This is a genomic window from Halomonas sp. PAMB 3232, from assembly GCF_031954225.1.
Lineage (GTDB): Bacteria > Pseudomonadota > Gammaproteobacteria > Pseudomonadales > Halomonadaceae > Vreelandella.
In genome coordinates this window covers 682,555-707,795 of the sequence record NZ_CP134865.1, presented here as the reverse complement: position 1 = coordinate 707,795, position 25,241 = coordinate 682,555, and the positions used below count along the sequence as shown (strand labels likewise).

General features: G+C 55.8%; 20 protein-coding genes. 3 read left to right on the top strand and 17 right to left on the bottom strand.

Annotated elements, in window-relative coordinates; translation table 11 throughout:
- Positions 1-5 precede the first annotated feature (5 nt).
- The 3 genes from eutC to RN346_RS03285 form a co-directional block, all read right to left on the bottom strand.
- On the bottom strand, positions 6-866 hold the full coding sequence (gene eutC / locus RN346_RS03295; RefSeq protein ID WP_311962103.1) for an ethanolamine ammonia-lyase subunit EutC: 861 nt from the start codon (positions 864-866) through the stop codon (positions 6-8).
- The gene (locus RN346_RS03290; RefSeq protein WP_311960181.1) at positions 856-2,271 is read right to left on the bottom strand and encodes an ethanolamine ammonia-lyase subunit EutB; all 1,416 of its coding nucleotides are present in this window, start codon (positions 2,269-2,271) and stop codon (positions 856-858) included. Before RN346_RS03290 ends, eutC begins: the two co-directional genes overlap by 11 nt.
- A 166-nt stretch (positions 2,272-2,437) precedes the next feature.
- Positions 2,438-5,242, bottom strand: a complete 2,805-nt coding sequence (locus RN346_RS03285) for an EAL domain-containing protein (protein ID WP_311962102.1) — start codon at positions 5,240-5,242, stop codon at positions 2,438-2,440.
- 447 nt (positions 5,243-5,689) lie between these two features.
- Here RN346_RS03285 and RN346_RS03280 point away from each other — a divergent pair, with 447 nt between their 5' ends.
- The 3 genes from RN346_RS03280 (at position 5,690) to zigA (ending at position 7,811) form a co-directional block, all read left to right on the top strand.
- Positions 5,690-6,052 carry a helix-turn-helix domain-containing protein gene (locus RN346_RS03280; RefSeq protein WP_263584998.1) on the top strand — a complete coding sequence of 121 codons (363 nt, stop codon included), beginning with the start codon at positions 5,690-5,692 and terminating at the stop codon, positions 6,050-6,052.
- Between the two features lie 135 nt (positions 6,053-6,187).
- Positions 6,188-6,466, top strand: a complete 279-nt coding sequence (locus RN346_RS03275; RefSeq protein WP_311962101.1) for a TIGR03643 family protein — start codon at positions 6,188-6,190, stop codon at positions 6,464-6,466.
- Positions 6,467-6,587: 121 nt separating this feature from the next.
- The gene (gene zigA / locus RN346_RS03270) at positions 6,588-7,811 is read left to right on the top strand and encodes a zinc metallochaperone GTPase ZigA (RefSeq protein ID WP_311962100.1); all 1,224 of its coding nucleotides are present in this window, start codon (positions 6,588-6,590) and stop codon (positions 7,809-7,811) included.
- A 279-nt stretch (positions 7,812-8,090) separates the two neighbouring features.
- Here zigA and RN346_RS03265 read toward each other — a convergent pair whose 3' ends face one another.
- The 14 genes from RN346_RS03265 to RN346_RS03200 all read right to left on the bottom strand — a co-directional run bounded on the left by RN346_RS03265 (position 8,091) and on the right by RN346_RS03200 (position 25,233).
- Positions 8,091-10,079 carry a nucleoside-diphosphate sugar epimerase/dehydratase gene (locus RN346_RS03265; protein ID WP_311962099.1) on the bottom strand — a complete coding sequence of 663 codons (1,989 nt, stop codon included), beginning with the start codon at positions 10,077-10,079 and terminating at the stop codon, positions 8,091-8,093.
- A 519-nt stretch (positions 10,080-10,598) separates the two neighbouring features.
- Entirely contained in the window at positions 10,599-11,882 is a 1,284-nt protein-coding gene (locus tag RN346_RS03260; RefSeq protein ID WP_311962098.1) for an O-antigen ligase family protein, read from the bottom strand.
- Positions 11,883-11,910: 28 nt separating this feature from the next.
- Entirely contained in the window at positions 11,911-12,687 is a 777-nt protein-coding gene (locus tag RN346_RS03255; protein ID WP_263585003.1) for an ElyC/SanA/YdcF family protein, read from the bottom strand.
- Between the two features lie 89 nt (positions 12,688-12,776).
- A complete protein-coding gene (locus RN346_RS03250; protein WP_311962097.1) occupies positions 12,777-13,814 on the bottom strand; it encodes an NAD-dependent epimerase/dehydratase family protein in 1,038 nt (345 codons plus the stop codon).
- 48 nt (positions 13,815-13,862) lie between these two features.
- On the bottom strand, positions 13,863-15,140 hold the full coding sequence (tviB, locus tag RN346_RS03245; protein WP_311960173.1) for a Vi polysaccharide biosynthesis UDP-N-acetylglucosamine C-6 dehydrogenase TviB: 1,278 nt from the start codon (positions 15,138-15,140) through the stop codon (positions 13,863-13,865).
- A gap of 407 nt (positions 15,141-15,547) precedes the next feature.
- The gene (gene galE / locus RN346_RS03240; protein ID WP_311962096.1) at positions 15,548-16,564 is read right to left on the bottom strand and encodes a UDP-glucose 4-epimerase GalE; all 1,017 of its coding nucleotides are present in this window, start codon (positions 16,562-16,564) and stop codon (positions 15,548-15,550) included.
- A complete protein-coding gene (locus RN346_RS03235; RefSeq protein WP_311962095.1) occupies positions 16,561-17,766 on the bottom strand; it encodes a DegT/DnrJ/EryC1/StrS aminotransferase family protein in 1,206 nt (401 codons plus the stop codon). The genes galE and RN346_RS03235 overlap by 4 nt, the downstream gene beginning before the upstream one ends.
- A gap of 45 nt (positions 17,767-17,811) precedes the next feature.
- A complete protein-coding gene (locus RN346_RS03230; protein ID WP_263585008.1) occupies positions 17,812-18,435 on the bottom strand; it encodes an acetyltransferase in 624 nt (207 codons plus the stop codon).
- On the bottom strand, positions 18,432-19,025 hold the full coding sequence (locus tag RN346_RS03225; RefSeq protein ID WP_311962094.1) for a sugar transferase: 594 nt from the start codon (positions 19,023-19,025) through the stop codon (positions 18,432-18,434). The genes RN346_RS03230 and RN346_RS03225 overlap by 4 nt, the downstream gene beginning before the upstream one ends.
- 197 nt (positions 19,026-19,222) lie before the next feature.
- Positions 19,223-20,356 (bottom strand): glycosyltransferase, encoded by a 1,134-nt coding sequence (locus RN346_RS03220; protein ID WP_311962093.1) that lies wholly within the window; start codon positions 20,354-20,356, stop codon positions 19,223-19,225.
- A complete protein-coding gene (locus RN346_RS03215; protein ID WP_311962092.1) occupies positions 20,353-21,279 on the bottom strand; it encodes a glycosyltransferase in 927 nt (308 codons plus the stop codon). The genes RN346_RS03220 and RN346_RS03215 overlap by 4 nt, the downstream gene beginning before the upstream one ends.
- Entirely contained in the window at positions 21,273-22,337 is a 1,065-nt protein-coding gene (locus RN346_RS03210; RefSeq protein ID WP_263585012.1) for an EpsG family protein, read from the bottom strand. Before RN346_RS03210 ends, RN346_RS03215 begins: the two co-directional genes overlap by 7 nt.
- Positions 22,334-23,431, bottom strand: a complete 1,098-nt coding sequence (locus RN346_RS03205) for a glycosyltransferase family 1 protein (RefSeq protein ID WP_311960168.1) — start codon at positions 23,429-23,431, stop codon at positions 22,334-22,336. Before RN346_RS03205 ends, RN346_RS03210 begins: the two co-directional genes overlap by 4 nt.
- Positions 23,431-25,233: a hypothetical protein gene (locus tag RN346_RS03200; protein WP_311962091.1), complete on the bottom strand. Its 1,803-nt coding sequence runs from the start codon at positions 25,231-25,233 to the stop codon at positions 23,431-23,433. Before RN346_RS03200 ends, RN346_RS03205 begins: the two co-directional genes overlap by 1 nt.
- Between the last annotated feature and the right edge of the window lie 8 nt (positions 25,234-25,241).

The window sequence follows — 25,241 nt, the reverse complement described above, 5'->3', positions numbered from 1 at the left end:
CCGCCTCAGTCGGCGACCAGGAAATTGCGGGTCGAGCCTATGCCCTCGACCACGTCGTCCTCGCTTCGGTCCTTGAGCTTGACCCCGGAAAGCTGTCGCTCGCGCGCCTCCTTGAGCAGCAGCAGGAGTTTACGCGCCGCCTGGTCGGCCTCGAGCCCGGCCGGGCGCACGTTGGAGATACAGTTGCGCCGGTCGTCTCGAAGCCCCACCTCCGGCGCCCAGGTCATGTAGAGCCCGAGGCTGTCCGGCGAGCTGAGCCCGGGGCGCTCACCGATCATCACCAGCACCGCGCGGGCGTTCAACAGCGCGCCAATCTCGTCGCCGATGGCCACGCGGCCCTGCTCGACGACGGTCACCGGCGCCAGGCGCCAGTCGTTAGTATCCTGCTTCAACGCCTGGTCGAGCGCCTTCAGAAACGGGGCACCGTTCTGCTGTACCGCCAGCGCCGAGAGGCCGTCGACGATGACGATGGCAAGATCACTGGGCTCGGTGCTGTCCGTCTGCGCCTCGAGGCGCTCGCGATCCTCGTCGCTCAACCGGCGGCCGTAGTCCGGGCGCTGCAGGTAGGTGGCGCGGTCCGTCGCCCGGCTTTTCAGCAGTAGTGGCTCGGCGTCGAGATCAAGCGCCTCTTTCAGCGACGCCTTCAGCGCGTCGATGTCCAGCGGGCAGTGCACCGCGTCCTGGGCCTGGGCGTGGGCGAGCTGAAACTCCAGCAGTTTATGGGTAGGTAGACTCACCCCGGCGCGACCGAGACCGATGCGCGCATCGGTGAAAGCGCGAAGCGTCGCCCAGGGGTTGTCGACCACGCCGGCGTCGAGGCCCTGCTCCGTAAAGGAGCGTGGCGTTGGCGTGTGATCACTGCTCATGGCTCGCCTCCCCGGGTAGACGGCGCAGGCTTTTCGCGAACGCCTTCGGGACGTGGTCATTTAGCCGGTGGGTATCGACATCCTCAAAAATCTGCATGCGCGCAAGCCACTGCTCGAACTCGGGAGCGGCCTTGAGGCCCAGCGCCCGGCGCGCGTAGAGCGCATCGTGAAACGAGGTGGTCTGGTAGTTGAGCATGATGTCGTCCGAGCCCGGAATGCCCATCACGAAATTGCAGCCGGCCACGCCCAGAAGCGTGAGCAGGTTGTCCATGTCGTTCTGGTCAGCCTGGGCGTGGTTGGTGTAGCAGACGTCGCACCCCATGGGCACGCCCAGAAGCTTGCCGCAGAAGTGATCCTCGAGCCCGGCGCGAGTGATCTCCTTGCCGTCGAACAGGTACTCCGGGCCGATGAAGCCGACCACGGTATTGACCAAAAGCGGGTTGAACTTGCGCGCCACGGCGTAGGCGCGCGCCTCGCAGGTCTGTTGGTCGAGGCCATGATGGGCATCGGCGGAAAGTGCGCTTCCCTGGCCGGTCTCGAAATACATGACGTTGCGCCCGACCGTGCCGCGGTCAAGCGACTGCGCCGCGGCTTCGGCCTCGGCAAGCGTTGCCAGATCGAAGCCGAAGCTCTTGTTCGTGGCCTCGGTGCCGCCGATCGACTGAAAGACGAGATCCACCGGCGCGCCCTGCTCGATCGCCTCCAGCGTGTTGGTCACGTGGGTGAGTACGCAGGACTGGGTGGGGATCTCGTACTTCTGGATCACCTCGTCCATCAGGCGCATCAACTTCACGCTCTGGGCAACGTTGTCGGTGGCCGGGTTGATGCCGATCACCGCATCACCACTGCCGTACAAAAGCCCGTCGAGAATGCTCGCGGCGATCCCGGTGACATCGTCGGTCGGGTGGTTGGGCTGCAGGCGAGTGGAAAGCCGGTTGGGCAAGCCGATGGTGTTGCGAAAGGCGGTGACGACGCGGCATTTTTTCGCTACCAGAATCAGATCCTGGTTGCGCATCAGCTTGCTCACCGCTGCGGCCATTTCCGGGGTAATGCCAGCGCGCGCACGCGCAAGCACCTCGGGGGTGGCCTGATCCGATAACAGCCAGTTGCGAAAATCGCCGACCGTCAGGTGGCTGATCGGCGCGAAGGCGGCGGCGTCGTGGTCGTCGATGATCAGCCGAGTGATCTCATCGTCTTCGTAGGGCACCAGCGCTTCGTTGAGAAAGGTGGAAAGCGGAAGCTCGGCCAGCACCATCTGGGCGACCACGCGCTCTTCGGCACTTTCGGCCATGACGCCGGCCAACCGGTCACCGGAGCGGGCCGGCGTGGCCCTGGCCATCAGCTCGGCCAGATTCGAAAAGCCGTAGCGACGACTCCCTACCTGGGTATGGTAAGCCCTGGTCATGATTGCCCCCTGTGCGCTTGACCCCGCCGGCGGGCGCCGACGCCGTGTGTGGTCTCTCTTCTGTTCACCTTAGCGCCAACCAGGCGCTTCGCCTATCAAGTTTCGGCAAATCCGACGTGAGTAAAGAGAGTTGACGCGTTAAAGGGGGCGAACGTTGGGTACGCGTTCAAAGCCAGCGCGTTGCGAACTGTGACGCCGTGAGCGGCCGGTCGAACAGATAGCCCTGCCCTTGCGTGCAGCCCATCTCGAGCAGCGGCTCGATTTGCGCCTGGCTTTCGATCCCTTCGGCGATCGTTTCGAGCCCCAGGGTATGGGCCATGGCGATGATGGTGGCGACGATAATGCGGTCGTTTTCGCTGACCAGCATGTCGCGGATGAAGGAGATATCGATCTTGATCTTGTCCACGGCGAAGCGCTTGAGATAGGCAAGCGAGGAGTAGCCCGTGCCGAAGTCGTCGATGGCCAGGCCCATGCCCTGCTCCTTGCAGTAGCGGGTGATCGCCACGGCCTCTTCCGGGTTGACCATAATGCCGCTTTCGGTCAGCTCCAGACTCAGCATCGAGGGGGTAATATGATAGCGGCTGCAGTTTTCGAACAGCGTGTCGATCAGGTCGTTGTCGTCGAACTGATCCGCCGCCACGTTGATCGCAAGCTGCCCGCAAAGCGAAAGCCCCTGGCCTTTCCACTGGGCGAGCTGCTGGCACGCCTTCTCGATGACACAGCGCCCGAGCGCGACCATCATGCCGCGCTCCTCGGCCAGCGGGATGAAATCACCCGGCGAGACGAAGCCCAGCACCTCGTCCTGCCAGCGGCAAAGCGCCTCGGCGCCGATCAACTCGCGGGTGTGCAGGTTCACCTGGGGCTGGAAGTTCAGGGTCAGTGTCTTGTGTGCGATGGCGATGGCAAGCCGCTTGGCCATGTCGAGCTTTTCGCGCATGGCCTGCTCCATCCACGGCTCGAACAATCGCGCGCTCGACGGTGCTCGCTTGGCCTGATGCATGGCGATATCGGCGTATCGAAGGAGCCCCTGGGCGGTGCGCGCCTGGTCGGGGCACACCGATACGCCGACGCTTGCGCTGACGTCCGCCGTATGCTGCTCGACGACCACGGGCGCCACGAGCGAGTCCTGAAGCCGGGTGGCGATCTCGATCGCTTCATGCTGGCCGGCGTCAAGACACAGCACCACGAACTCGTCGCCGCCCAGCCTTGCCAGATAGTGGCGCTCTTTCAGCACCGTCGAGAACCGCTTGGCGACCTCTTTAAGCACCAGATCGCCGACATAATGGCCGGCGATATCGTTGATTTCCTTGAAATGGTTAAGGCCCAGCAGCAGTAGCGCCAACGAACGCGGTGGTGTCTGTCCCACGTGCTGCACCAGTCGCTGCATGAAATCCGCCCGGTTGGGCAGGCGCGTGCCCTCGTCGCGGTAGGCCAACTCGCGAATGCGGCTCTCGTCCTGCTGACGCGAAAGCTCCGAGGCGACCCGTGCGGCAAAAATCTGCAGCACCGTGCGAGCGATGTGGGTGTCCTCCAGGGGCTGTTCGAACATGACGCCGACAACGCCGATCGGTTGCCCCTGGGCATCGTCCAATCGGCGACCGATATAGCCGTTGACCCAGTCGAGCTCGCCGTTGGACTCGGCGGGCATACGGATGGCGGCATTTTCGAGCACCACGCACTCTTTGTGATTGACAACGTCTTCACAGGGCACGCCGGCTATTCGATAGCGAATGCCAGGCTGCTCTTCGCCTCTGATATTGAGCGACGCCATCGACGCCACGCCCGGCTCCATTGCGTCGAGCCGAGCGATGAACCCCACCTGGGCATCGAGCGCCGTCGCCATGTGGGCGGTGAGCTGAGACAAAAACGCCTCGCCGTGGTTGGCCGACACCGCCGTGGCCACGTGGGCCACCGCGTGCTGAATGCGCTGCTCGTTTTGTCGGCGCACGATGCTGTCCAGTCCAAAGGCGATATCGTTGGCCAGATCGCCCAGGACCTTACGCTCTTTTTTGGAAATGCACGTTTCCTGAGCGTGGTAGCAGCTGAGCACGCCCAAAGGCGTATCGCGAAACATCAGCGGCAGCGCGATGAATGCTTTAACCCCCAGAGAGCATAAGGTGGAGGCGACCGTTTCGTTGACGCCACCGGTCTGGCCTGGCTTTGTGATAAAGACCGGCTTGCCGGTCGCGAATGCGGTCTGGGTCAAGGCGCGGCTGTAGCGCTTGATCATCAGCTGGCGCGGACTGCACCAGGCGATCTCCTGGCCGTCCCGGTCGGCCATCGTCCTCACACTCAGCGAATCGGCGCGGCCCAGAGGACCCGGGCGGCTGATCCAGGCAGCGGCGTAGCCGCCAGTGTCGACGGCCACATCACAGCAGCTCTGCATGAGCGCCGTTTCATCCTGGGCATTGAACACCGCCTCGCCGCCTTCGCTTAAAAGCTTGAGCGCCCGGCGCTGGCCGGCGATACGCACATTGGCGTTGGCGCCAGCCAAACGGCGAGAGAGTTCGAAACTTGCAAGTGACGCCGCGATTCTCAGCGTATCGACGGCGAAATCGGGAAGCGTCAATGGCGAGGAGTGAATCAGCGCGATCAGCCCGAGCCAGTTGCCATCGGCATCCAGCATGGGCACCCCCAGATACCCCTGGGCATCAAGCGCGGCCAGCTGCGTATCATTGGGAAAGCGGGAACAAATGCCTGCCTCGGCAAAGAACTCACTGCTCGGGCTCACTTGGCTGCAGGCGGTTCCCTTGATCGGGAACGGCGCTTGAGGAAGCCACTGCCCGTTGGAGTAGAGCGTTACCGGAGAAACGAGGCTTTGATGCGCATCGATGCGCGCGACCAGCACGTGATCGACGCCCAGAAGCGCTGACAACGAGAGGGTCAACTGCTCGAAGAACTCTTCACGGCTGCTGCGAAGAAGGCTTCTGGAGAGCTGCTGCAGGATACTGGGCGCAGAGTCTGAGAGCATGAAGTTGAACGCCTTGAAGTTGATCCATTAACGGCGTCGATACCGATGCCTCTTCACCCACAGTGAGGACCGTCAGCCTCAGTGCGGTGCTATCTTTTTACAACATATGGCTAATACGAATATAACAATTTAACTGTGCAGCTGGCACGAAAGTTCTCATTGACGACTCACCCGCCCTACATTCCCGCGCAACATCATTCCCACTCAGCATCATTGGAAGCTATATCGGCTTCTTGCGCCCGTTCTTGACCCTGAACGTGACGACTTTACCGCAGCATTTGTGCAAGGACCGCCCACGCCTCGGCACGCCCCACATAGCCAGCGCCAATGATTTGATTCGACAAATTTAATTATCGTCTACCAACCTCTTGAGTTGATACTCAACTCGCTTAGTCCTTCATGTCAACAGGTGGGTCCTTAACCATTCTTTATCATTGGGAGGGCAACGTGACGAAAAAAGAACGGGAACATATCGCCAGTCACATCGGCGGTGCAATCGCCAAACGGCGCGTAGGCTGCCAGATGACCCAGGAAGAAGTGGCTGAGCGGCTGGGAATCGGTAACGAAGCCGTCTCCCGTATCGAGCGGGGGCGAGTGATTCCCAACGTGATACGTCTGGTACAGCTATCCGCGATTTTCAACTGCGAGACCGCCGAGTTGCTGGGTGAAGTGAGCCTTCAAACCGACGATCAGGCGAGCCGAATGAAAGACCTGCTGGCGCCGCTCGAGCAGCAGGATCGTAAGCTCATCCTCGATATCACCGAAAGTCTGGCGGCGCGCCTTCATCAAAAGGCGCCAAACGAAAAGTAACCCCCGGCGTCCAGGCGAACGCAGCACCGCGGATCGTGTCCAAGCAAGCAGCTCCAAACAACAAGCAGTTCCAAACAAACATGTCCAAACAACCAGTTGTGATCCTGACCACCGTAATTCTGGAAGGTATGCCCCATGGCCAAAGCGTCCGTCGAACGTTTCAAGCGACTCCCCGAAGAAGACCGCTCCCGCGTCATCGAAATGGCCTGGGAGGATCGTACCCCGTTTGAAGCCATTGAAGGCCTGTACGGTTTGGGCGAGCACGATGTCGTCGATGTCATGCGCCACGCGCTCAAACCCGACTCGTTCAAACTCTGGCGCCGACGCGTTAGTGCTCGAGCAACCAAACACCGCGCGCTTCGCTCGCCCGCCATTCAGCGCGGCTACTGTCCGACCCAGTACAAACGCTTCTAATCCCCCTGCCCCCGCGGGGGCATTCCACTGCACCATGACCAGATCACGTTGAGCAGAACATATTTCAACTCCCTTTTAATTGATATACTATAACGTAACATTAAAAGTAGAGAGATCGACCGTGTCTGACTTCCACCCCCTCCCCGTTACCGTGCTCTCGGGATTTCTCGGCGCCGGCAAGACCACCGTACTCAACCATATTCTGGCCAATCGCGAAGGCCGCCGCGTGGCGGTGATCGTCAACGACATGAGCGAGGTCAACATCGACGCCGCCCTGGTTCGTGGCGGCCCTACCGAGGCATCAGAAGAGGAAGTGGCGCTGAACCGCTCTAATGAGCGGCTCGTCGAGATGAGCAACGGCTGCATCTGCTGCACGCTGCGCGAGGATCTGCTCGTCGAGGTAGGCAAGCTTGCCCGCGAGGGGCGCTTCGATTATCTGGTAATCGAGTCTACCGGTATTTCCGAGCCGCTGCCGGTGGCCGAAACGTTCACCTTCGAGGACGAAGAGGGCCAGAGCCTCTCTCACGTCGCGCGTCTGGATACGCTGGTCACCGTCGTCGATGGCGCCAACTTTCTTACCCAGTACCAGCAGGCTCAAAGCCTCGAAGAGGCGGGCGAGCACCTGGGGGAAGAGGACGAGCGTAACGTGGCGGACCTGCTGGTCGATCAGATCGAGTTTTGCGACGTGTTGCTGGTCAGCAAGGTTGATCTGATGAGCGAGCGTGAGCTTGAATCGCTAAAAGCGGTGCTGACCTCACTAAACCCGGACGCCGAGATCGTCCCGATCCGCCAGGGCCAGGTGGCGCTGAACAAGGTGCTCGACACCCAGCGCTTCGATTTCGAGCGCGCCCAGCGCGCGCCGGGATGGCTCAAGGAGATGCGCGGCGAGCACGTGCCGGAAACCGAAGAGTACGGCATTTCGAGTTTCGCCTACCACGCGCGACGCCCCTTCCACCCGGGCAAATTTTTTGAGCTGCTGCACGCGGACTGGTTCGGCGAAGGGCTGCTGCGCTCGAAAGGCTTTTTCTGGCTGGCCACCCGCCCCCAGTGGGCCGGCCAGTGGAGCCAGGCCGGCGGCATTGCCCATCACGGCGTCGCCGGCATGTTCTGGAAAGCGATCCCCGAGTCGCGCTGGCCCACGGACCCGGAGTATCGTGATTTCATCAAGGAAAAATGGGTCGAACCCTTCGGCGACATGCGTCAGGAGCTGGTATTCATCGGCCAGCACATGGATAAAGCTCGTATGCGCGCCGCTTTGGACGACTGTCTTTTGAACGAAGAAGAGCTGCTGGAAGGGTTCGATGCCTGGAAGGCGCTGCCGGATCCGTTCCCGGCCTGGGAGTAGTCGGTCGTATTACGGGCAGTGAGACTTGATTAAATATTGAGAATATTCGCGAGAGACGCGTGAATAAAACCAGTGGCCTGACACTGGTCTTATCTCCCTACGCCCCACCGCTACCTTGGGGCCCTGCCAGCCATCGCTGGCCGGCCCGCTTAAACATAAAAAAGAGCCGTTCGCCTTCTACCGCTGAAAGAGATCAGCGTGTAGGACGAACGGCTCTTGAGGTGTTGTCGGTCAAATCGATGCGCTATTCAAGCCTATCGGCGTTTCGCGCGTTAAAATTTAAGCGACGCTGTGCAAAGCCGGGCCGCTGTCGAAGTCACCGTGCATGGCGGTCAGAACGGCCTCCTTGCGTACCGGACACTGCCACAGGTGATCCACCAGCTCGCTGTTGGGGGCATAGCCCAAGGGCGCATCGATCAACAGCTGCTGAAGGCGTCGAGAATCACTGCTCCGGCATGCACGCATCAGTTCGCTCATCAAGCGCTCGGTTTCCTCGAGGGACAGCGATACTTCGTTAGCCGACATGATGCGCGGGTGGGCCGTATTTCGCACGCGCTCGCCAATGAGAAGCTCCTCGTAGAGCTTCTCCCCCGGGCGCAAGCCGGTAAAGCGAATCTCGATATCGCCATTGAGCGAGTGTTTCGTCTGGTTCGGCTCCGTCACGTAGGGGTCGAATCCGGACAGACGCACCATTTTGGTGGCAAGGTCGGTGATTTTGATGGGTTCGCCCATATCCAGCACGAATACGTCGCCACCCTTGGCCATTGCTCCGGCCTGGATGACCAATTGGGCAGCCTCGGGGATGGTCATGAAATAACGCGTAATCTCAGGATGAGTAACGGTGACCGGCCCGCCCGCGGCAATTTGACGACGGAACATGGGCACAACCGAGCCGCTGGAGCCCAGCACGTTGCCAAAACGTACCATGCAAAAACGGGTGTTACTTTGTGCGCTAGACATGGCCTGACACACAAGCTCTGCCAGCCGCTTGGTCGCCCCCATCACATTGGTCGGCCGCACGGCCTTGTCTGTAGAAATCAGCACAAAGTCGCTGACACCGCTGGCGACGGCTGCCCGCGCGCAGTTGAGCGTGCCAATGGCATTGTTGACCAACCCCTCTTCCACGTTGTGCTCGACCATGGGCACGTGCTTATAGGCCGCCGCGTGGTAAACCGTCTGCACCTGGTAGTAGGTCATGACGGATTGAAGGCGCTCGGTGTGCTGCACCGATCCCAATAACGCCAGTACCTCTACATGCTCCAGCCCTTCTTCCTGGGCAAGGCCACGCAGGTCCTGCTCGACGCAGTACAGGTTGTATTCAGACACTTCCAAAAGCAGCAGCCTGGTAGGATGCTGGCGTAAAATTTGCCGACACAGTTCGCTACCGATCGATCCACCCGCCCCGGTGACTAGTACCACCTTGTCGGAGATATTGGCACCAATCAGGTCAGGGTTGGGCGGTACCGGGTCGCGCCCCAGCAGGTCCTCGACGGCCACATCGCGAATTTCTGTGGTCTTGGCCTTGCCAGTAATCACATCGGCCATGCCGGGAACCGTTTGTACCGGGACCGTCACGTCTTCCAGTGACTCGAGAATTTCCCGACGGCGCGCGTGGCTCGCGCTGGGCAGCGCCAGCAGAATTTTTTCAACCCCATAAACATCGATTAGGCCTTGAACGGCGCGGGGATGATGAACCTTGAGCCCTTGGATAGTGGAGCGCTGTACTTCGCTGTCATCATCCACGAAGCATACGGGCTCGTATTCGTTCCCACTACGAAACGACACGACCAGCTGTCGCCCAGAGCTGCCCGCGCCATAAATCAATACACGCGTTTTGTAACGTACCTGACCGCGAGAGTAGAGTGATCTCAATACCGCTCGTACGCCGCCGATGGTCAACATGGCGAGCATGGCGTAAATGAAAGGTACCGAACGAGGAATAGGTAAAAGCGCGACGTAGTTGACCACGATCAGTACCATCGTGGATGCTAATACGCCGGCTAGAACGGTCGTCGCCGCCTGCATGTCCATGAAGCGGATGATTGCTCGGTAGAATCCCAGTCGCGCAAAGATGAAAAGACTAATAGGAATAATGGCAGGTAAGACCAGCCAGACGTTGGAGTTGGACACAAAGGACCAACCATCTAGCCGCAAGAACATGGCCAGCAGAAAGCTAACCGTTATCAGCCCGGCATCAACCACTAACTGAATCAGGCGTTTTTGAGGTCTTGGCAGACGAAATAAGGGGTGCAATAAGCGCGATAACATAGCAGTCGACTCCAATTCAGCTCAACGAGCGCTCGAATTCACGAGCTGTCGATACGGCATTCACCGTTTACTAAGGTGTTTGGAGCAGTTTTACGTACTGTTTCGGATTAGTTTTATCATACCTTTGCCTACATCCTTGTACTATTGAGCAGTTTAAAATCAATGCTGTCCACACGCAGATAAATGTGTTGATGGCTTAAATTCAGCAAGTTACCTGCATATTAAAGTATGCAGCGTAGACATTATTCGTGCCCATTAAGGCGAGCTGATAAGATAAGTATCAGGAGGGCATTTCTTTATACCGGACCCAGTATGACAACAGCATTACATCCAGCGAAGAGCGCTTGATCGTTCAAGCCGACGCGACAAGTATTATAATTTCTATAGCCTTTATTTTTTATAAATTATCGTATGATTTTTCTAGTCAAACCATTGCCTTTTAAGTAGCACAAAAACAGCCATTAATCGCAATTTATTACTTTATTTTTCAAAACCAATCCAGGTTAAAAAAATGACGTATTATTCGGCAGTTGTTTTCAAAGACGTTTTGAAAGGCTCTTTAGAATGTGCATGACGGTTTACAACGGCTGCCACGCACACCACCAACCAAACCCAATAGGCGGCCAGTACTATCGGATAGGCGAAGAAGGCATAGCTCAAGCCAAAATCAAAAAATAGTAGCGCCAGTAGACAGCCTGCTAGCGCTAGTGGATCCCGATCCGGGCATCCCCCGTGTAGCCGCCGCGCAAAAAACCAAAGCGGCGCCACGTACAGCAATAATGTCGCCAGCCCCCCCAACGCACCATAGCGTAACCAGGCGTTCAGAATATCGTTGTGGGCATGCCAGTGCTCGGCGACACCACTACTTACACGACCCTGCTCGTTGAGCGTTTTCAAGACATCGCGATACTCCTGTAGGCGATACCCCGACCACGGCCGCTCGGCAATCAACTGCAGAGTGACTCGATAGAGCTCGAGACGAACGCCGATCGATCCGTGCGCCTCGCCATTCAGGTAATCAAGGCTTTCACTCATCGCGCTGTTCACCCGCTGCTGTACACCGGTCTGGGGCAGCGCGTAAAGCCCAATGACCAGCACGGCGATCACGACCGAGATCCCCCCGCGCAAGCGCAAGGGCCACTGCCGGGCATAAGCGCGATAGAGCATCCACACTGTCAACGGCAGCGCCAGCCAGCCACCCCGCGTACCGGAAAGCAGAGAAGCGTCAAGCCCTCCCAACGCTCCTGCTGCTACTAGCATTACCCAGCCCCAGCGTTTAGGCTGCTGCCATGCCCAGGGCAACCCAGCCAAACAGACAACCCCCGCCGCGAGCGAAAAGTTGCCAAACAGAATAGCGTGAAAAGGCGCCTGTCCACTTGCCCGCTCAACGCCCTGACCTGCGAACTGCCATAATGCCCACGCACCCACAGCGGCTCCGGTCACGGCGAACGCCACAAAAACGTTCGCGGCGCTTACATAAAGCCTGGGCAAGGCACAAACCGTTAACACGCTCAGCAGTAAAACAAGGAGCCGAGGCCATTCGTCCTGCCACGTCTGCGACCCTTGCACAGCACAAGCCAGCAGGGTGGCTGCCGCACAAAAAATGGGTAACAGGACGAGGTATCGAGCCAGCCTGGTGGCTTTTTTAAAACGCCCGCTGACTAATTCAAAACCACCTAAAACGGCTAGCGCGCCCAACGCTAACCATCCGCCATTGGGTAGGAGCAGCGGCGCAGCGATTAAAAAGCTAGTGCCGAAAAAAATCAGGGAAGTGTTTCGCAGCATCATCAGTTTTAAACACATGGGAGCTTGTTAGCGTTGGAAGAGATGGCTAATGCTCAACATCGACCATTAAAAGCCCCAGCGTCTCGTACAGCGCCCGTTCGGTTTTGTGTAGCTGGCTCGCCGAAGGAATCCAGTAGCGAACGCTATGAGGCGACTCGAACTGCGTTAAAAAATGGGTCGGGGCAGCGACAGGTAAAAGCCCTACCGCTTGAAAGTGGCGCATGGCACGCGGCATATGGGAAGCAGAGGTGACCAGTATGACTGGTGCGCCCTCCCCTACTAAATCACGAACCGCTCGGGCTTCCTGGCCGGTATCGGTTGGCCAATCCAGTACGCGTATGGATTGCCGTGGCACGCCCAATGCATGCGCGGCTTCGAGATAACCCCGAGCTACTGGCGCTATCGAAGTATCACGGGCGGCCCCTGACACGACTAGCGGCACATCCTGTAATTCACGCCATAACCGTATGCCTTCCATTAGGCGAAGCGCTGAGCTTTCACTCAGTTTGGCTACGCTGGAAACAAGCGCCTGCGGCTGCCAGCCTCCGCCCAGCACCACTATCGCAGCAGGCGCCTCTACGTCAGCGACATCCAAAAGCGCCGGGTAGCGCGTTTCGATCGGCGCCAACAAGCGCTCTGCAATCGGTGCCCAGCTAGCCAAGAGTAGAACCGTCAGCCCCAGAGCAGATAGCGCACGCCCCGAGTACAAACGTTTTAGCCAAACCAACCCTAACCCCAAGAACAGCAAGGCCATGCTTATCGGCAAGGGCATTAAAAGCGGCGGCGTAAGGCTTTTTATTAAATCGTACATGGCAGCCTTCATTGGCGCTTTCTATTCAAAGGGCCCCACCGCTGCGAGCTTCAAACAGATGGTCTTCGATACTTTGAAGCAATTTAAGTCGCTATGGCACTTTACTGCCGAAAATAGTTCAGATACCAGGGCATGGCTTCGCCAATACCGTCGACGATGGTGTGGCTGGGCGCATAGCCCAACAAGCGAGCTGCCTTGGTGATATCCGCTTGAGAATGGCGCACGTCACCTGCTCGGAAATCCCGATACGTCGGGTCTTGTGTATAACTGACACCCTGCTCAGCCAGCCCGTTGCGCAAGTATTCGAACAATTGGTTTAGCGTTGTACGACCACTCACGGCTACGTTATACACCTCGCCCTGCGCTACGTCTTCCGCGGTTGCCGCCAGCAGGTTGGCCTGCACGGCGTTAGCGATATAGCAGAAATCTCGGCTGGTTTCGCCATCGCCGTTAATGAAAAGCGTTTCATCCTGCAGCATGGCGCCGGCCCACTTGGGAATGACCGCTGCATAGGCTCCATTGGGATTTTGCCGTTTTCCAAAAACGTTGAAGTAGCGCAGACCGGTGGCTTTAAAATTGTAGGTGCGAGCGAACACATCAGCATACATCTCGTTCACCACCTTGGTGACAGCATACGGCGATAGCGGCTTGCCTATGCACTCTTCCACCTTGGGTAGCGCTGGATGATCGCCATAGGTAGAGCTCGAGGCTGCATATACAAAACTTCTTACTTCGGCGTCCTTGGCCGCCACCAGCATGTTCAGATGGCCCGTGATGTTAGCAGCGTTGGTCGCGATCGGGTCCTCAATCGAGCGCGGCACGGAGCCAAGCGCGGCCTGATGCAATACGTGATCGACCGACTGCCCATCGACCTGCATGGCCGCGCGGCAGGTATCGGGATCGCGAATGTCTCCTTCGATAAAGCTAAAGCGTGCCCACTGCTCGGCGCTTACCAGAGAACGCACCTCATCCAGATTGGCCTGAAAACCGGTGGCGAAGTTATCCAATCCCACCACGCGTTGATCGAGTTTCAAAAGCGCTTCGATTAGATTACTGCCAATGAAACCGGCACAACCGGTCACAAGCCAGGTACGAGGAGTGGCCTTCAGCTCAGCCTGGAGCGATACAATTCGACTCATTGCATTCCTTGATACGTGGTGAGATCGTTTTACATCGAAGCGCTCGACTTACAGTCGCAGGTCGGCGTCATGTTTCGGCAGCACGTATTTTAAATCGTAAAGTACATGCTCAGGCTTACCCCAGACACGAATACCCTGCGCGCCCAGCTCACAAAACTCCCGGTGCGCAACGGCCAGTATCATCGCATCATAAGCACCCGCCTTGGGGCTCTCGACGGGAGTAATACCGTATTCAGCTTCGGCTTCCGCTTTACTGACCTGAGGATCATACACATCGACGCAGACGCCGTAATCGGCCAGCTCGGCTAGAATATCGACGACACGCGTGTTGCGAAGGTCAGGGCAGTTCTCTTTAAAGGTCAACCCCAGTACCAGAACGCGCGAGCCTTCAACGTGAATACGCCGCTTGATCATTTGCTTGACCAACTGACCCGCTACATAGGCGCCCATGGCATCGTTCAAACGGCGCCCTGCCAGAATCATTTCCGGATGATAGCCGACTTGCTGGGCCTTGTGCGTGAGGTAGTAGGGATCCACACCAATACAGTGTCCTCCCACCAGCCCCGGACGAAATGGAAGAAAATTCCACTTCGTACCTGCCGCTTGTAAGACCTCTTCGGTATCGATATCCAGTCGATTAAAGATCAGCGCTAGCTCGTTGATCAAGGCAATATTGATGTCGCGCTGCGTGTTTTCGATCACCTTGGCGGCCTCAGCGACCCGAATACTGCTGGCCAGATGCGTTCCAGCCACGATGACCTTACGATAAAGCGCATCGACGAACTCTCCGGTTTCGGCCGTAGAGCCCGAGGTGACTTTTTTAATGGTGGTAACGCGGTGCTCCTTGTCACCCGGATTGATCCTTTCCGGGCTATAGCCCGCAAAGAAATCCTGGTTGTACACCAACCCGGACACCCGCTCGACGACAGGAATACACTTCTCTTCCGTGGCCCCGGGATACACAGTGCTTTCGTAAATCACCACGTCGCCTTTGGAAATCACCTGACCTATCGTTTCGCTGGCTTTAATCAGCGGGGTGAGGTCGGGCTGACGGCTGGCATCGATCGGCGTGGGCACGGTCACGATATAGACGTTACACGCGCGCAGTGCTTCGAGCTCGCTGGCAAAGCTTAGCTGTTTGGCTTTCGCCATCAGCGCGGGCTCGACCTCCAGAGTATGGTCTATGCCATCGCGCAGCTCAGTAACGCGCCCCTTATTGATATCGAACCCTACTGTGGGTAAGACTTTACCAAACTCGACGGCCAATGGCAGGCCCACATAACCAAGACCAATGACCCCCAGATGGACGTTATCAATATTAGGCACGGACGCTTCCTTTCAATGAGCATGAGAGTAATGAGATAGTAATATCTCACCAATACGGCAATACTAAACCGCCAGCTACACGAGCACTACAGCTCTTTAGAGCTTTCGATTTCACATCACCAACGCTTTCACTCTTTTTTTCAAAAAGTGTGGCAAAACACTAATTCAAGCTCATGCAAGCATAAGTAAAAGAGCGCGTGGTGAAATACTAGAAAACCCACGCCTACCACAACAAACTTCTAGTTATCAGGACCTACCTTGACTTATTAGATATGTAATTTTTGGCGGGCAGATCCATGGTGCTAAAAAATAAAAGCAAAAAAGCTTCCACACTCACTGACTTATTAAAAAGCACATGGCACTTCCTTTATGATAAGCGCAGACTTGACGCTTATTAACCCGCTGCACTAACGATACCCTTGGGGATTTCTCTGCTGCCAGCGCCAGGTATCGACCATCATCGTGGTTAAATCACGTTTGGCTTTCCATACCAATTCACGCTCTGCCAAGGTGGGATCCGACCAGCAAGTCGCAACGTCACCGGGCCGTCTGGATTCAATACGATAAGGAATAGTTACCCCCGATGCGCGTTCAAAAGCATCGATAACTTCCAACACCGAATATCCCTGGCCTGTCCCCAGGTTCCACGTATAGCAATCATTCTTGTTATTCAGTAACGTGTTCAGTGCACACAGATGCCCCTCTGCCAAGTCCATGACATGAATATAATCGCGTACACCGGTCCCATCCGGAGTAGCGTAATCATTGCCGTAAACGGCTAAACAGTCGCGGCGCCCAACCGCGACCTGGGCAACATAAGGCAATAAGTTGTTTGGAATCCCCTGAGGGTCTTCGCCTATTTGACCGCTTTCGTGCGCGCCTACCGGATTGAAATAACGCAAGCGCGCGACCGACCAACGCGTATCAGAGTGTGCAAGGTCCTGAAGGACTTCTTCAACCATGAGCTTTGATCGACCATACGGATTGGTAGGCTTACCGGTAGGAAGCCCTTCATGTAGCGGCATGGGATGCTCGTCCCCGTATACCGTCGCTGACGAACTGAATACAAGCTTAAAAACACCCGCGGCCTGCATGGCCTGACAAAGCGTTACGGTTCCGGAAACGTTGTTTTCGTAATAGCCGAGCGGCTGACTCACGCTTTCGCCCACGGCCTTTAGACCGGCAAAATGGATGACTGCGCTAAATTCGTGCTCGTTCAGGAGGCGATCCAACACCCCCCTATCGCGGATATCTCCCTCCACAAACGTAAGCGTCCTTTCGGCGAGCGCTTCTACTCGAGCGAGTGACTCACGTGAAGCGTTGGCAAGATTATCCAGTACGACGACAGAGTACCCGGCTTCGAGGAGAGCCAACGCTGTGTGTGAACCAATATATCCCGCCCCACCGGTTACAAGGATAGTCATGGGTTGGCTCCCTTTTGAGTGGCAAGGCTCATTACTTCGCTAATCGCGTCACAGATTTTTTGAATTTCCCTCTCCGTCAACGTAGGGTGGCACAAAAACATCAAGCTGTTTTCCCCCAGTTCCTTGGCGACAGTTAGCGGTTCTTCAGGCCGCCAGCCTGTACCGTCGAACGCCTTTTCCAAATAGACTTCAGAGCAGGAACCGGAAAAACATGGCACACCGCGATCCACGATTTCATTCATGATGCGATCACGGTCCCAATCCTGTTGGAGTTGAGAGGGTTCGACGAATACGTAGCACTTGTAGGCGGCGTGCTCGATGTACTCGGGCACCAAAGGCACGCGTAGCCCATCACACTCACTAGCGGTTTGCCAGATCCGCTGGGCATTGGCTTGGCGAGCCGCTTTCCACTCCGGCATGAAGGTCAGTTGGATACGGCCGATAGCGGACTGCATTTCCGGCAGCCGCCAGTTGGTTCCAAAGCTTTCATGTAGCCAACGAAAGCCGGGCGGGTGCTCACGTTCGTAAACCGCTTCCCAACTTTTCCCATGATCCTTATAGGCCCACATTTTTCGCCAAAGCGCTTCGTCGTTGGTGGTGACCATGCCGCCTTCACCACCGGTCGTCATGATTTTATCCTGACAAAACGACCAGCAGCCGACGTGGCCAAAGCTACCGACGCTCTGGCCTTTGAACGTGGCGCCATGAGCCTGGGCGCAATCCTCGATAACGTGCAAACCGTGCTCGTTAGCCAGGGCCATGATGGACTCCATGTCACAGGGCCAGCCCGCCAAATGAACGGCGATGATCGCGCGTGTATTGGGCGTGATCTTTTCGGCGATGGACATCGCGGTAACATTCTGTGAATCATGGTCCACGTCGGCAAAAACCGGAACCGCGCCCGCGGTAACGATACTGGAAGCCGTCGCCAGGAAAGTACGCGATGTGGTAATTACCTCATCCTTACCTCGCCCTTCTCCCTCACCAATACTTAATCCCTTTAATGCCAAATCCAGGGCTGTCGTGCCATTGGAAACTGCAATCGCGTATCCACAGTTGGCAAACTGAGCGAACTCACGTTCGAACTGACGACCTTCCTGGCCTGTCCAGTAGTTAACACGGTTGGAGAGCAGGACGCGCTGCACCGCTTGAGACTCTTCCTCGGAAAAGGAGGGCCATGGAGAAAAAGGGCCACTTAGCATGCGATCACCTGATTTTAAAATAATTGAATGAAGGAGCAGAGCGACTCATCGAATCACGGGTCGCGCAGGCACGCCAATTACCGTTTGACCATTTGAAATTTCAGAGACAACGACGGCCCCTGCTCCTACGGTAACGTTATGGCCAATATTCAACAGCTGTATCACGCTTGCGCCAATGCCTATCCAGCTGGCTTCGCCAACCGTGACAGCGCCGGCCAATGAAGCGCCAGGGCACACGTGTGAGCCGTCGTGCAGGAGGCAGTCGTGATCAATACTGGCTCGCGTGTTAACCACGCACGCCTCGCCCACACGACTATCGATTTGTATAACGGCTCCTGCAAATATGACGCTACCTGCACCCAATGCCACAGTGCTACTGACATAAGCCGAGGGGTGGACGAGCGTTATCAAGGGAGCATCGAGGGCCTTGAGGTCTCGCGTTTTTTTCAACCGCACGTGATTATTGCCGATACCTACGATGACGCCATCGAAATCGTGCAACTGCTCCAATAATGCCCGGGTATCGCCAATAACGGGCCAAAGACCGTTACTTTGCAAGCTCGGCCAGGCATCATCGAAGAAGAGTATGTGCTGCCAGCCGCATAGAGACGCCGTCTCCGCAACGACCTTACCGTGACCGCTGGCGCCCAAAACGGCCAAGCGCTTCATTTGCCACTTCCCGTGAATTTGGTCATGGTCGCTTCACCTTCTGCGCTGATGCCATCTCTCACCAGCACCTTTTTCACAGTAAGCATCAGAATTTTCAAATCGAGCCAAAGAGAGTGGTTGTCTACATACCATACGTCCAGCTTGAACTTGTCGTCCCAGGAAATAGCGTTACGGCCGTTAATCTGTGCCCAACCGGTTACGCCGGGTCGCGCTTCATGACGCCGGTATTGCTCGGCGCTGTAAAGCGGCAAATACTCCATTAAAAGCGGCCGAGGACCGACCAGACTCATATCGCCCTTAAGCACATTCCAAAGCTCCGGCAGCTCGTCCAGACTAGTGGCACGTAGAAAATTACCAAAACGGGTGAGGCGCTGATCATCTGGTAGCGGGTGACCTTGAGCATCATATGCATCCTTCATGGTACGGAATTTAACCATCTCAAACGGTTTTCCATGGAGGCCCGGACGAATCTGGCGAAACAGGATGGGGGAACCAAGTTTGCTACGAACGAGCAACGCCACTACCAAAAGCACGGGAGAAAGCAAGCTCAGGGCGAGCAGAGACACTAGAAAATCAAATAGTCGTTTCATTGGTAAATCCAACGTATATATAAATGAAGATGATAATTTGCCAACGCGGCTATTCGTTGCAAGCGTCGCCCTGCGTAACACGATCCGAACGAAATCGAGCAAAGTTACGGCTCTTAAAACGGCTTTAAAGATAGTGATTTGATGCCATACGCCTTTTCGCTTGCACAGCCACTGATCAGCCGAACGACGGCCTCGGATCAACGCGCACAGTAGCGTTCGAACAACTCCCAAACGTGATTCTGGTCGAAGTTTTCCAATGCCCACTGACGTGCGTTCGAGTAAATTTGCTCGGTCTCTTTTGGATTACGCCGCATGCGTTCAATGTGTTGCCAAACAGTTTCAACGTCACCAAAAGGAACACGCACTCCGCTTACGCCCTCTGCAACGCTATCGCGCACGCCTACCACATCGAAACCAATCGTAGGGACGCCCATGACCGCCGCTTCGATAGCGACATTGCCAAACCCTTCTCGGTGCGTAAGAAACAGATGTACGTTCGCGATGGCAAAATACGCAGAAACATCGTCTGTGAATCCTACATGGCTCACATTACCGATGGTTTGGATACGCGTTAACACTGACTCACAGCCCGCCTCGATGGGCCCGACCATCACAAAGCGGATATTCTCGGTCGACTGCGCGGCGCGTTTTGTTAACGCCTCCATTTCGGCCAGCCCTTTCTCCATCGAAATACGGCCAACCGTGAGTACAACGAACGCATCTGGCTCAATGCCGAGCGATTTTTTTAGTTCCTCCAATTTATCATTACTAACGTTTTCTGGATCAAAATGATCAGCATTCACACCGTTGCTGGAGCCGCCACCCAAGACGCGCCCCTTGCGGGTGAAAAAGTCACCCGCATGGCGGTACTCGGCCATCAAGGAGCGCGATACGAAAAGCACCTCGTGGGCGCAAAATACGGCGATACGGTCGAAGGTTAAATACAGCGATCGGGAAAAACCCGAAAAATTCTCATATACCCGGCCCTTGAAAAACACCACGCGTCGAGATTGACGCGTCAACCAAGCCGTTATCGAGCCAAGCAGAATTGCTTTGGGAGTGGCCACGAGAACCATGTCGTAACGAAAGCGTAAAAAATGAAACAGCAGTTGAAGCAGAGCGGCTAAATCTGCTCCTATCCGCGGAGGGCGCACCATTTTGATAGGCACGACCTTCCCAACGTCACGCCGCCGAAGCAGCTCGATTTCATCGGCGGACCCGCCGCATAAAAGCGTGAGCTGAAAGCCTTTTGCCTTCAAATGTTCGAGCTGTCCACGATACAGTACGTTAAATGATATCGCGTCCGTCACCACCAAACAGAGACGCTTCATGAGTTTTCGGCCATGTGCGCTTGACTGACAGGAAGTTGCAACGCTTGAACGGTCTGAATTTCACCCAGAACTTTCGCTTTTTCCGCTGCTTCAATGCCCTGCTGATTTCGCCGGCGCCGAATGACGTCCATCTTTCCCAACCAGTTCAGCAACGTGACAGCGCTTGACTTGGCATACAGTGCCAGTAGCCCTTTAGTACGCACCCTGTTCGTAAACCGCCCCTTGGCATCTTCACGTATTGAGATACGTCCTACCTGATAGGCAAGCAATAACTTATTGGCGGTGACATTGCCATCCTCCCGGTAGTAATAAAGAGGCTCGGGAATGATAGCGATGTTTAAATCATCTTTCGAAAATGAGCGTATCCATAGATTGGTATCCTGCGACTTGGGGAGATCTTCACGATATCGGTTTCGCATAAACCACTCTTTACGCCCGAGAATCGATGCATGAACGATACCCGCCTGCCCCGCTAAAAGCGCCTTTTCTGTTATATGGTGGTTTGGAGAAACACAGCGAATACCGACAGGCTCCCCGTCATCGGTCAATGAACATACGCCCGTTCCCACCAGATCAAGCTCAGGGTGTTCCATTAAACATTCGAGCTGCTTTCGGATACGATCCGTATCCATGAGATCGTCTGCATCCATTCTTGCGACAATATCGTATTTCGCTAAAGAATTGATTTCATTCAGCCTGGTTGCCAGCCTTTTATTTTTTCCGTCCGAGTAGACACGAACGCGCGGATCGTCGATAGAACGAGCGATATCGAGCGACTTATCGGTAGAACCATCGTCGACGAGGATAAGCTCCCACTCCTGGTGAGTCTGTGCAAAGACCGACTTGATGGCATCGAGCAGAAACTGCTCTGAATTGTAAAAAGGAAGCCCTATCGATACTGGAGGCAGCGCTTTATCTACCATGCAAAGATATCCATATTGAAGGAGTAAGGAGAAAGATTGCTAAACGTGGACGTCGTTAGGACGAAGTACATAGCGGTGACGCACAAAAACCCCATCGCCAAAAGAATGCGCGTCGTTGTGGTGCCAAGCTGCTGAAACACCATGGGCCATAAAAGTATCGACATAGAGCTAAAATACAAATGCAGTCGCAGTACTCCCGATGGATTAACGCTCGACAGGGTCGAGGCCAGCGTCGGGACCAGACCAATCAAGTAGATATTGAGCAACCGTGCGTACCATCCGTTAGGATCGGGAACATAGCGCTTAAAGATATAGAGCATGACACCTTGTCCGAACAGGAAAGCCACCGTGACTTCGCCTCCCCCCTCTCCCGCTTCTGCATAGGTAGAAAATCGGTCACTAAGAAGCTCCGATGCCAACCCAACAAATACGCTCAAAAAAGCGACCGCTATCACGGTAGTGAATCCGAGAATGGCCAGCCGCTGCCAGCGCACCTGTGTCGTAGCTAGCCAGTAAAGGGGCAACGCAATCAGAGCGGTTCTATGAAACAGCGCAGCGAATGCCACCAACGCTATGTAGGGCCACAGGCGCCGCTCAAGTAAAAATGGAATAGCAAGAAAACAGATCGCTGCGGCAATACCTTGACGCGCGCCGTTGAAAAAAAAGGTGTAGGTGCCCAAGGTTACGAAAAGGTAGACCCCGGTTTCGTAACGCTTCACCAGGCGTGTAATAGTTGTTAGATAACAACTGACAACGATGAGCGCGATCAGGACCAGCAGCATCGAGTAGGACTCGGAGAGCGTTCTGGCAATCCAGGACAGCAGGTAGTAGCCGGTATCCTGTCGCTCAATAACGATATCAAAGCTATCGCTTTCGTGGAAATGACGTATGTAAGTACCGGTATCCGTACCGACTCGCCTATTACGCAGCCCCGCGAATAACACCAGTGCGGTGCCGGTAAAAAAAAGGCCCAGCCGACGCACACCGGAGCTTCCTGCGCGCCGCCATACGCAGGTGTTAATAGTGACGAATATCAGTAGCAGCAAATACGCAATCATGCAGCGTTATATACCTGTTCGAGCCGGCGCGCACCCGCCGCGGATGAAAACCCTGCCTGTTCCAAAATCCTGTGGCGTACATGCTTTTCAGGATGGTCCGCGGTCGCCGCGGACAGTATTGTCTGCGCCCAATCGGCATCTCCCGCCTCAAGCTCGACAAAACGCACCATGTCCATGCCCAATTCCACTTCTGGCGAGACAGCATTGGAAACCACTGCTGGCAATCCCGCCGCCTGAGCCTCGACCAATACTACTGGGAAGCCTTCGTGTAGCGATGGCATTAGCATTACGTCTGCAGCCGCCATCAATTCGGGGATATCGGTTCGCAAACCGAGCACTTGTACGTGGCTTTCAAGACGATGTTCAAGGATCAGATCCCGAATACGGTCCTGTTCAGGTCCAGTGCCAACCAGGAGCAACTGAAAATCCACTCCTTTTTGCCTTAGTGCCTTCGCAATGAGAATCGAACGCTCATGATTTTTAACGGGCATGAAGCGTCCCACCTGCACGATCACTATCTCCCCGCTATTAATTTTGAGCTCGTTGCGCACCGCTATACCGGATGCCTGTGAAAACCGCTCGATATCGACGGCATTCGGGATAACCACCACGTCCTCTCTACCGGGAAACAAATAATTCGAGGCCGCCCTGCCACAGGAGACGAAACGTGTGGCCGACATGACAATGAGGCGTCTGGCTACACGCTGATACAGCCGGCCAGCCCGGCTTGCGCTATTGGCATCTTGCGTATTGTGAGAGTGTGCGACCCGGCAAGGTACACCGGCCATACGAGCAGCCATCAAGTGCAGGCCACTGCTGAAAAGCGTATGTGAATGGACCGTCTTCCAGACACCGCTGCATAGCAAACGATAGAGTTTCCAAAAGCGGGAGACTGGGTTAGTCGCGTTGATTCGATGAATACGTCCGCCCAGCTCTTCTATTTCGTCATCGTAATCGCAGCGCTCATCGGTGAAGTAGACGAAATCGAACTGAAACCGGCTGCGGTCGATTTCACGGTACAGGTTCATCACCATGGTTTCTGCCCCCGCACGGTCCATGCGGCCGACGACATGCAGTACACGTGCTAACGCCATCACGATTTTCCCTGAGCCAAATGAGCGGTTTCCTGAGCGTTCGGGCGCTGGACAGCTCCCTGTTTTGCGTCGGCCTCATACATGTTTAAAATTTTATCCACGAGAACCAAACGGTAAGCCAATGTTTGTGGCGATAGCCTATAAGGTCGCTTGGCCTTGAGATAAGCTTTGAGGCTTCGCGGCAAGTGTCTGGAGACCCAGCTACGCCCCGTTCGCAACAATTTAGCTGATCGTGTGGGGGTCTGTTGATCGTTCTCTTCGGAGGGTGCGGATGCCATATCCAGCACCGGGGTGGGAAAGCGCTGACTCTGGCGAAGCGTCGTCAGGTAGTCATTCATGAATCGACGTCCGGTTGTGTTTTGAAAAAACGAAACCGGAGACGCTAGAGACCCCTCGGCATGCGACGGCACGCCGCTATGATCGTGCTTTCTCCAAAGCCTTCTAATGTGTTTTTTATCCCCCTTGGCATGGTCGGGAAGCGCAACGTACGCCTTGAACAACGACCAGCTCATCATGGGAGAGTAATTTTCAACATGGCCACTCACTAGATCGGTGAATGCCGAAACCACCATGGGGATGCGATAGCTGGCATACAGGCGATCCCGCCATTGAACCAGCGTTTCTCCGGGTAACAACGCGACATCAAGTGACGCTGAGCGTTGGTCGAAGAGCGCTGAAAAATGCCGTGTGTTCGCATAATCCTCGAACGTGGCAAACCCCAGTTGCTGCCTTGCAGAAAGCTGATCGGCATAGATGGCGGTCGGAAAAGGAATGTCTCCCCGTAGCGCACAACGAAAACCCGAGCGATAAAACTCATCCCACATGGAGAAGCCATCGGTATAGGCATTAAAGTGATCAATCCTGCCTTCCGAGGCTTCTACAAATCTGTCCAGCACATCGTCGTAGTCACCGCCTTGCGTAGGCAGAAACCGATCCAAAAGCGGTTTTCTGTAGGTATCGGCAATACGCTGCGCTGCGCGTTTGTCATCGAAAACCGTGTCTCGCTGTTCGATGCCCCAGTTAACCAGCTCGACGTTGGAAGCCACGCCGGCCTCTCGTGAAAGCGCCAGTAGCAGCCGGCTATCCAAACCGCCGGACAAAGGCAACAACACCTCACCAGATTCATGGGAGCCCACGATCTTTTTGATCGTATCGATCACCTGGGATTCGAACTGGTCCAGGTAGTTTTGAGACGACTCTTTACCCGATTGTGGCAGCGCAATGCCCGGTTTTGGACGAGCGTCGATCTGCCATTGACTCACATCCAGAACATACTCAAGACCAGGTTTCACCTGTACGATTTTTTCATCCCAGGCCGCGAAGGGGCCTTGGCAACCGGAGGAAAGAAACCAGCCGGTGGCCGCTTGATTGGGAGCGAATGCGCCCTTGAATCGAACGATCGCTCGCTGCGAAGTGGAGACGACGAGCATTTCGTCATCCATGTAGTACCAAAGCGTGCGAGAGCCGAACTGATCAGTAAAAAAAGATACTTCCTGAGTATTCGCCTGAATAACCGCGTAAGAACCGTCTGCCTGCACGCTGTGACGCTCTATTGACGCTTCTTCATCCTCATCAGAGGCTACCCACCCGATGGTCAGTTGCCCGGCAGCTTGATCGGTTACGCTATCGCTATTTTGAATGGCGTAATAGCCGCCCGAGCTACCCGGCCACTCGGCGACGATGTGGTTACAGCGTCCCTGAAGCGAATGGGGCGTCAACATCTCACAGATGCTCTCAAGTCGAGAAAGCGCGCTCCCCGATGCAGCCGGGTCTCGAAATTTTATAAATACGTACTGAGCCATAAAGCAGT

What these genes read in the sequence shown, in the direction of transcription:
- eutC (WP_311962103.1), bottom strand. Translation starts at nt 866, where the DNA reads ATGAGCAGTGATCACACGCCAACGCCACGCTCCTTTACGGAGCAGGGC.
- RN346_RS03290 (WP_311960181.1), bottom strand. Translation starts at nt 2,271, where the DNA reads ATGACCAGGGCTTACCATACCCAGGTAGGGAGTCGTCGCTACGGCTTT.
- RN346_RS03285 (WP_311962102.1), bottom strand. Translation starts at nt 5,242, where the DNA reads ATGCTCTCAGACTCTGCGCCCAGTATCCTGCAGCAGCTCTCCAGAAGC.
- RN346_RS03275 (WP_311962101.1), top strand. Translation starts at nt 6,188, where the DNA reads ATGGCCAAAGCGTCCGTCGAACGTTTCAAGCGACTCCCCGAAGAAGAC.
- RN346_RS03265 (WP_311962099.1), bottom strand. Translation starts at nt 10,079, where the DNA reads ATGTTATCGCGCTTATTGCACCCCTTATTTCGTCTGCCAAGACCTCAA.
- RN346_RS03260 (WP_311962098.1), bottom strand. Translation starts at nt 11,882, where the DNA reads ATGTGTTTAAAACTGATGATGCTGCGAAACACTTCCCTGATTTTTTTC.
- RN346_RS03255 (WP_263585003.1), bottom strand. Translation starts at nt 12,687, where the DNA reads ATGAAGGCTGCCATGTACGATTTAATAAAAAGCCTTACGCCGCCGCTT.
- RN346_RS03250 (WP_311962097.1), bottom strand. Translation starts at nt 13,814, where the DNA reads ATGAGTCGAATTGTATCGCTCCAGGCTGAGCTGAAGGCCACTCCTCGT.
- galE (WP_311962096.1), bottom strand. Translation starts at nt 16,564, where the DNA reads ATGACTATCCTTGTAACCGGTGGGGCGGGATATATTGGTTCACACACA.
- RN346_RS03235 (WP_311962095.1), bottom strand. Translation starts at nt 17,766, where the DNA reads ATGCTAAGTGGCCCTTTTTCTCCATGGCCCTCCTTTTCCGAGGAAGAG.
- RN346_RS03230 (WP_263585008.1), bottom strand. Translation starts at nt 18,435, where the DNA reads ATGAAGCGCTTGGCCGTTTTGGGCGCCAGCGGTCACGGTAAGGTCGTT.
- RN346_RS03225 (WP_311962094.1), bottom strand. Translation starts at nt 19,025, where the DNA reads ATGAAACGACTATTTGATTTTCTAGTGTCTCTGCTCGCCCTGAGCTTG.
- RN346_RS03220 (WP_311962093.1), bottom strand. Translation starts at nt 20,356, where the DNA reads ATGAAGCGTCTCTGTTTGGTGGTGACGGACGCGATATCATTTAACGTA.
- RN346_RS03215 (WP_311962092.1), bottom strand. Translation starts at nt 21,279, where the DNA reads ATGGTAGATAAAGCGCTGCCTCCAGTATCGATAGGGCTTCCTTTTTAC.
- RN346_RS03210 (WP_263585012.1), bottom strand. Translation starts at nt 22,337, where the DNA reads ATGATTGCGTATTTGCTGCTACTGATATTCGTCACTATTAACACCTGC.
- RN346_RS03205 (WP_311960168.1), bottom strand. Translation starts at nt 23,431, where the DNA reads ATGGCGTTAGCACGTGTACTGCATGTCGTCGGCCGCATGGACCGTGCG.
- RN346_RS03200 (WP_311962091.1), bottom strand. Translation starts at nt 25,233, where the DNA reads ATGGCTCAGTACGTATTTATAAAATTTCGAGACCCGGCTGCATCGGGG.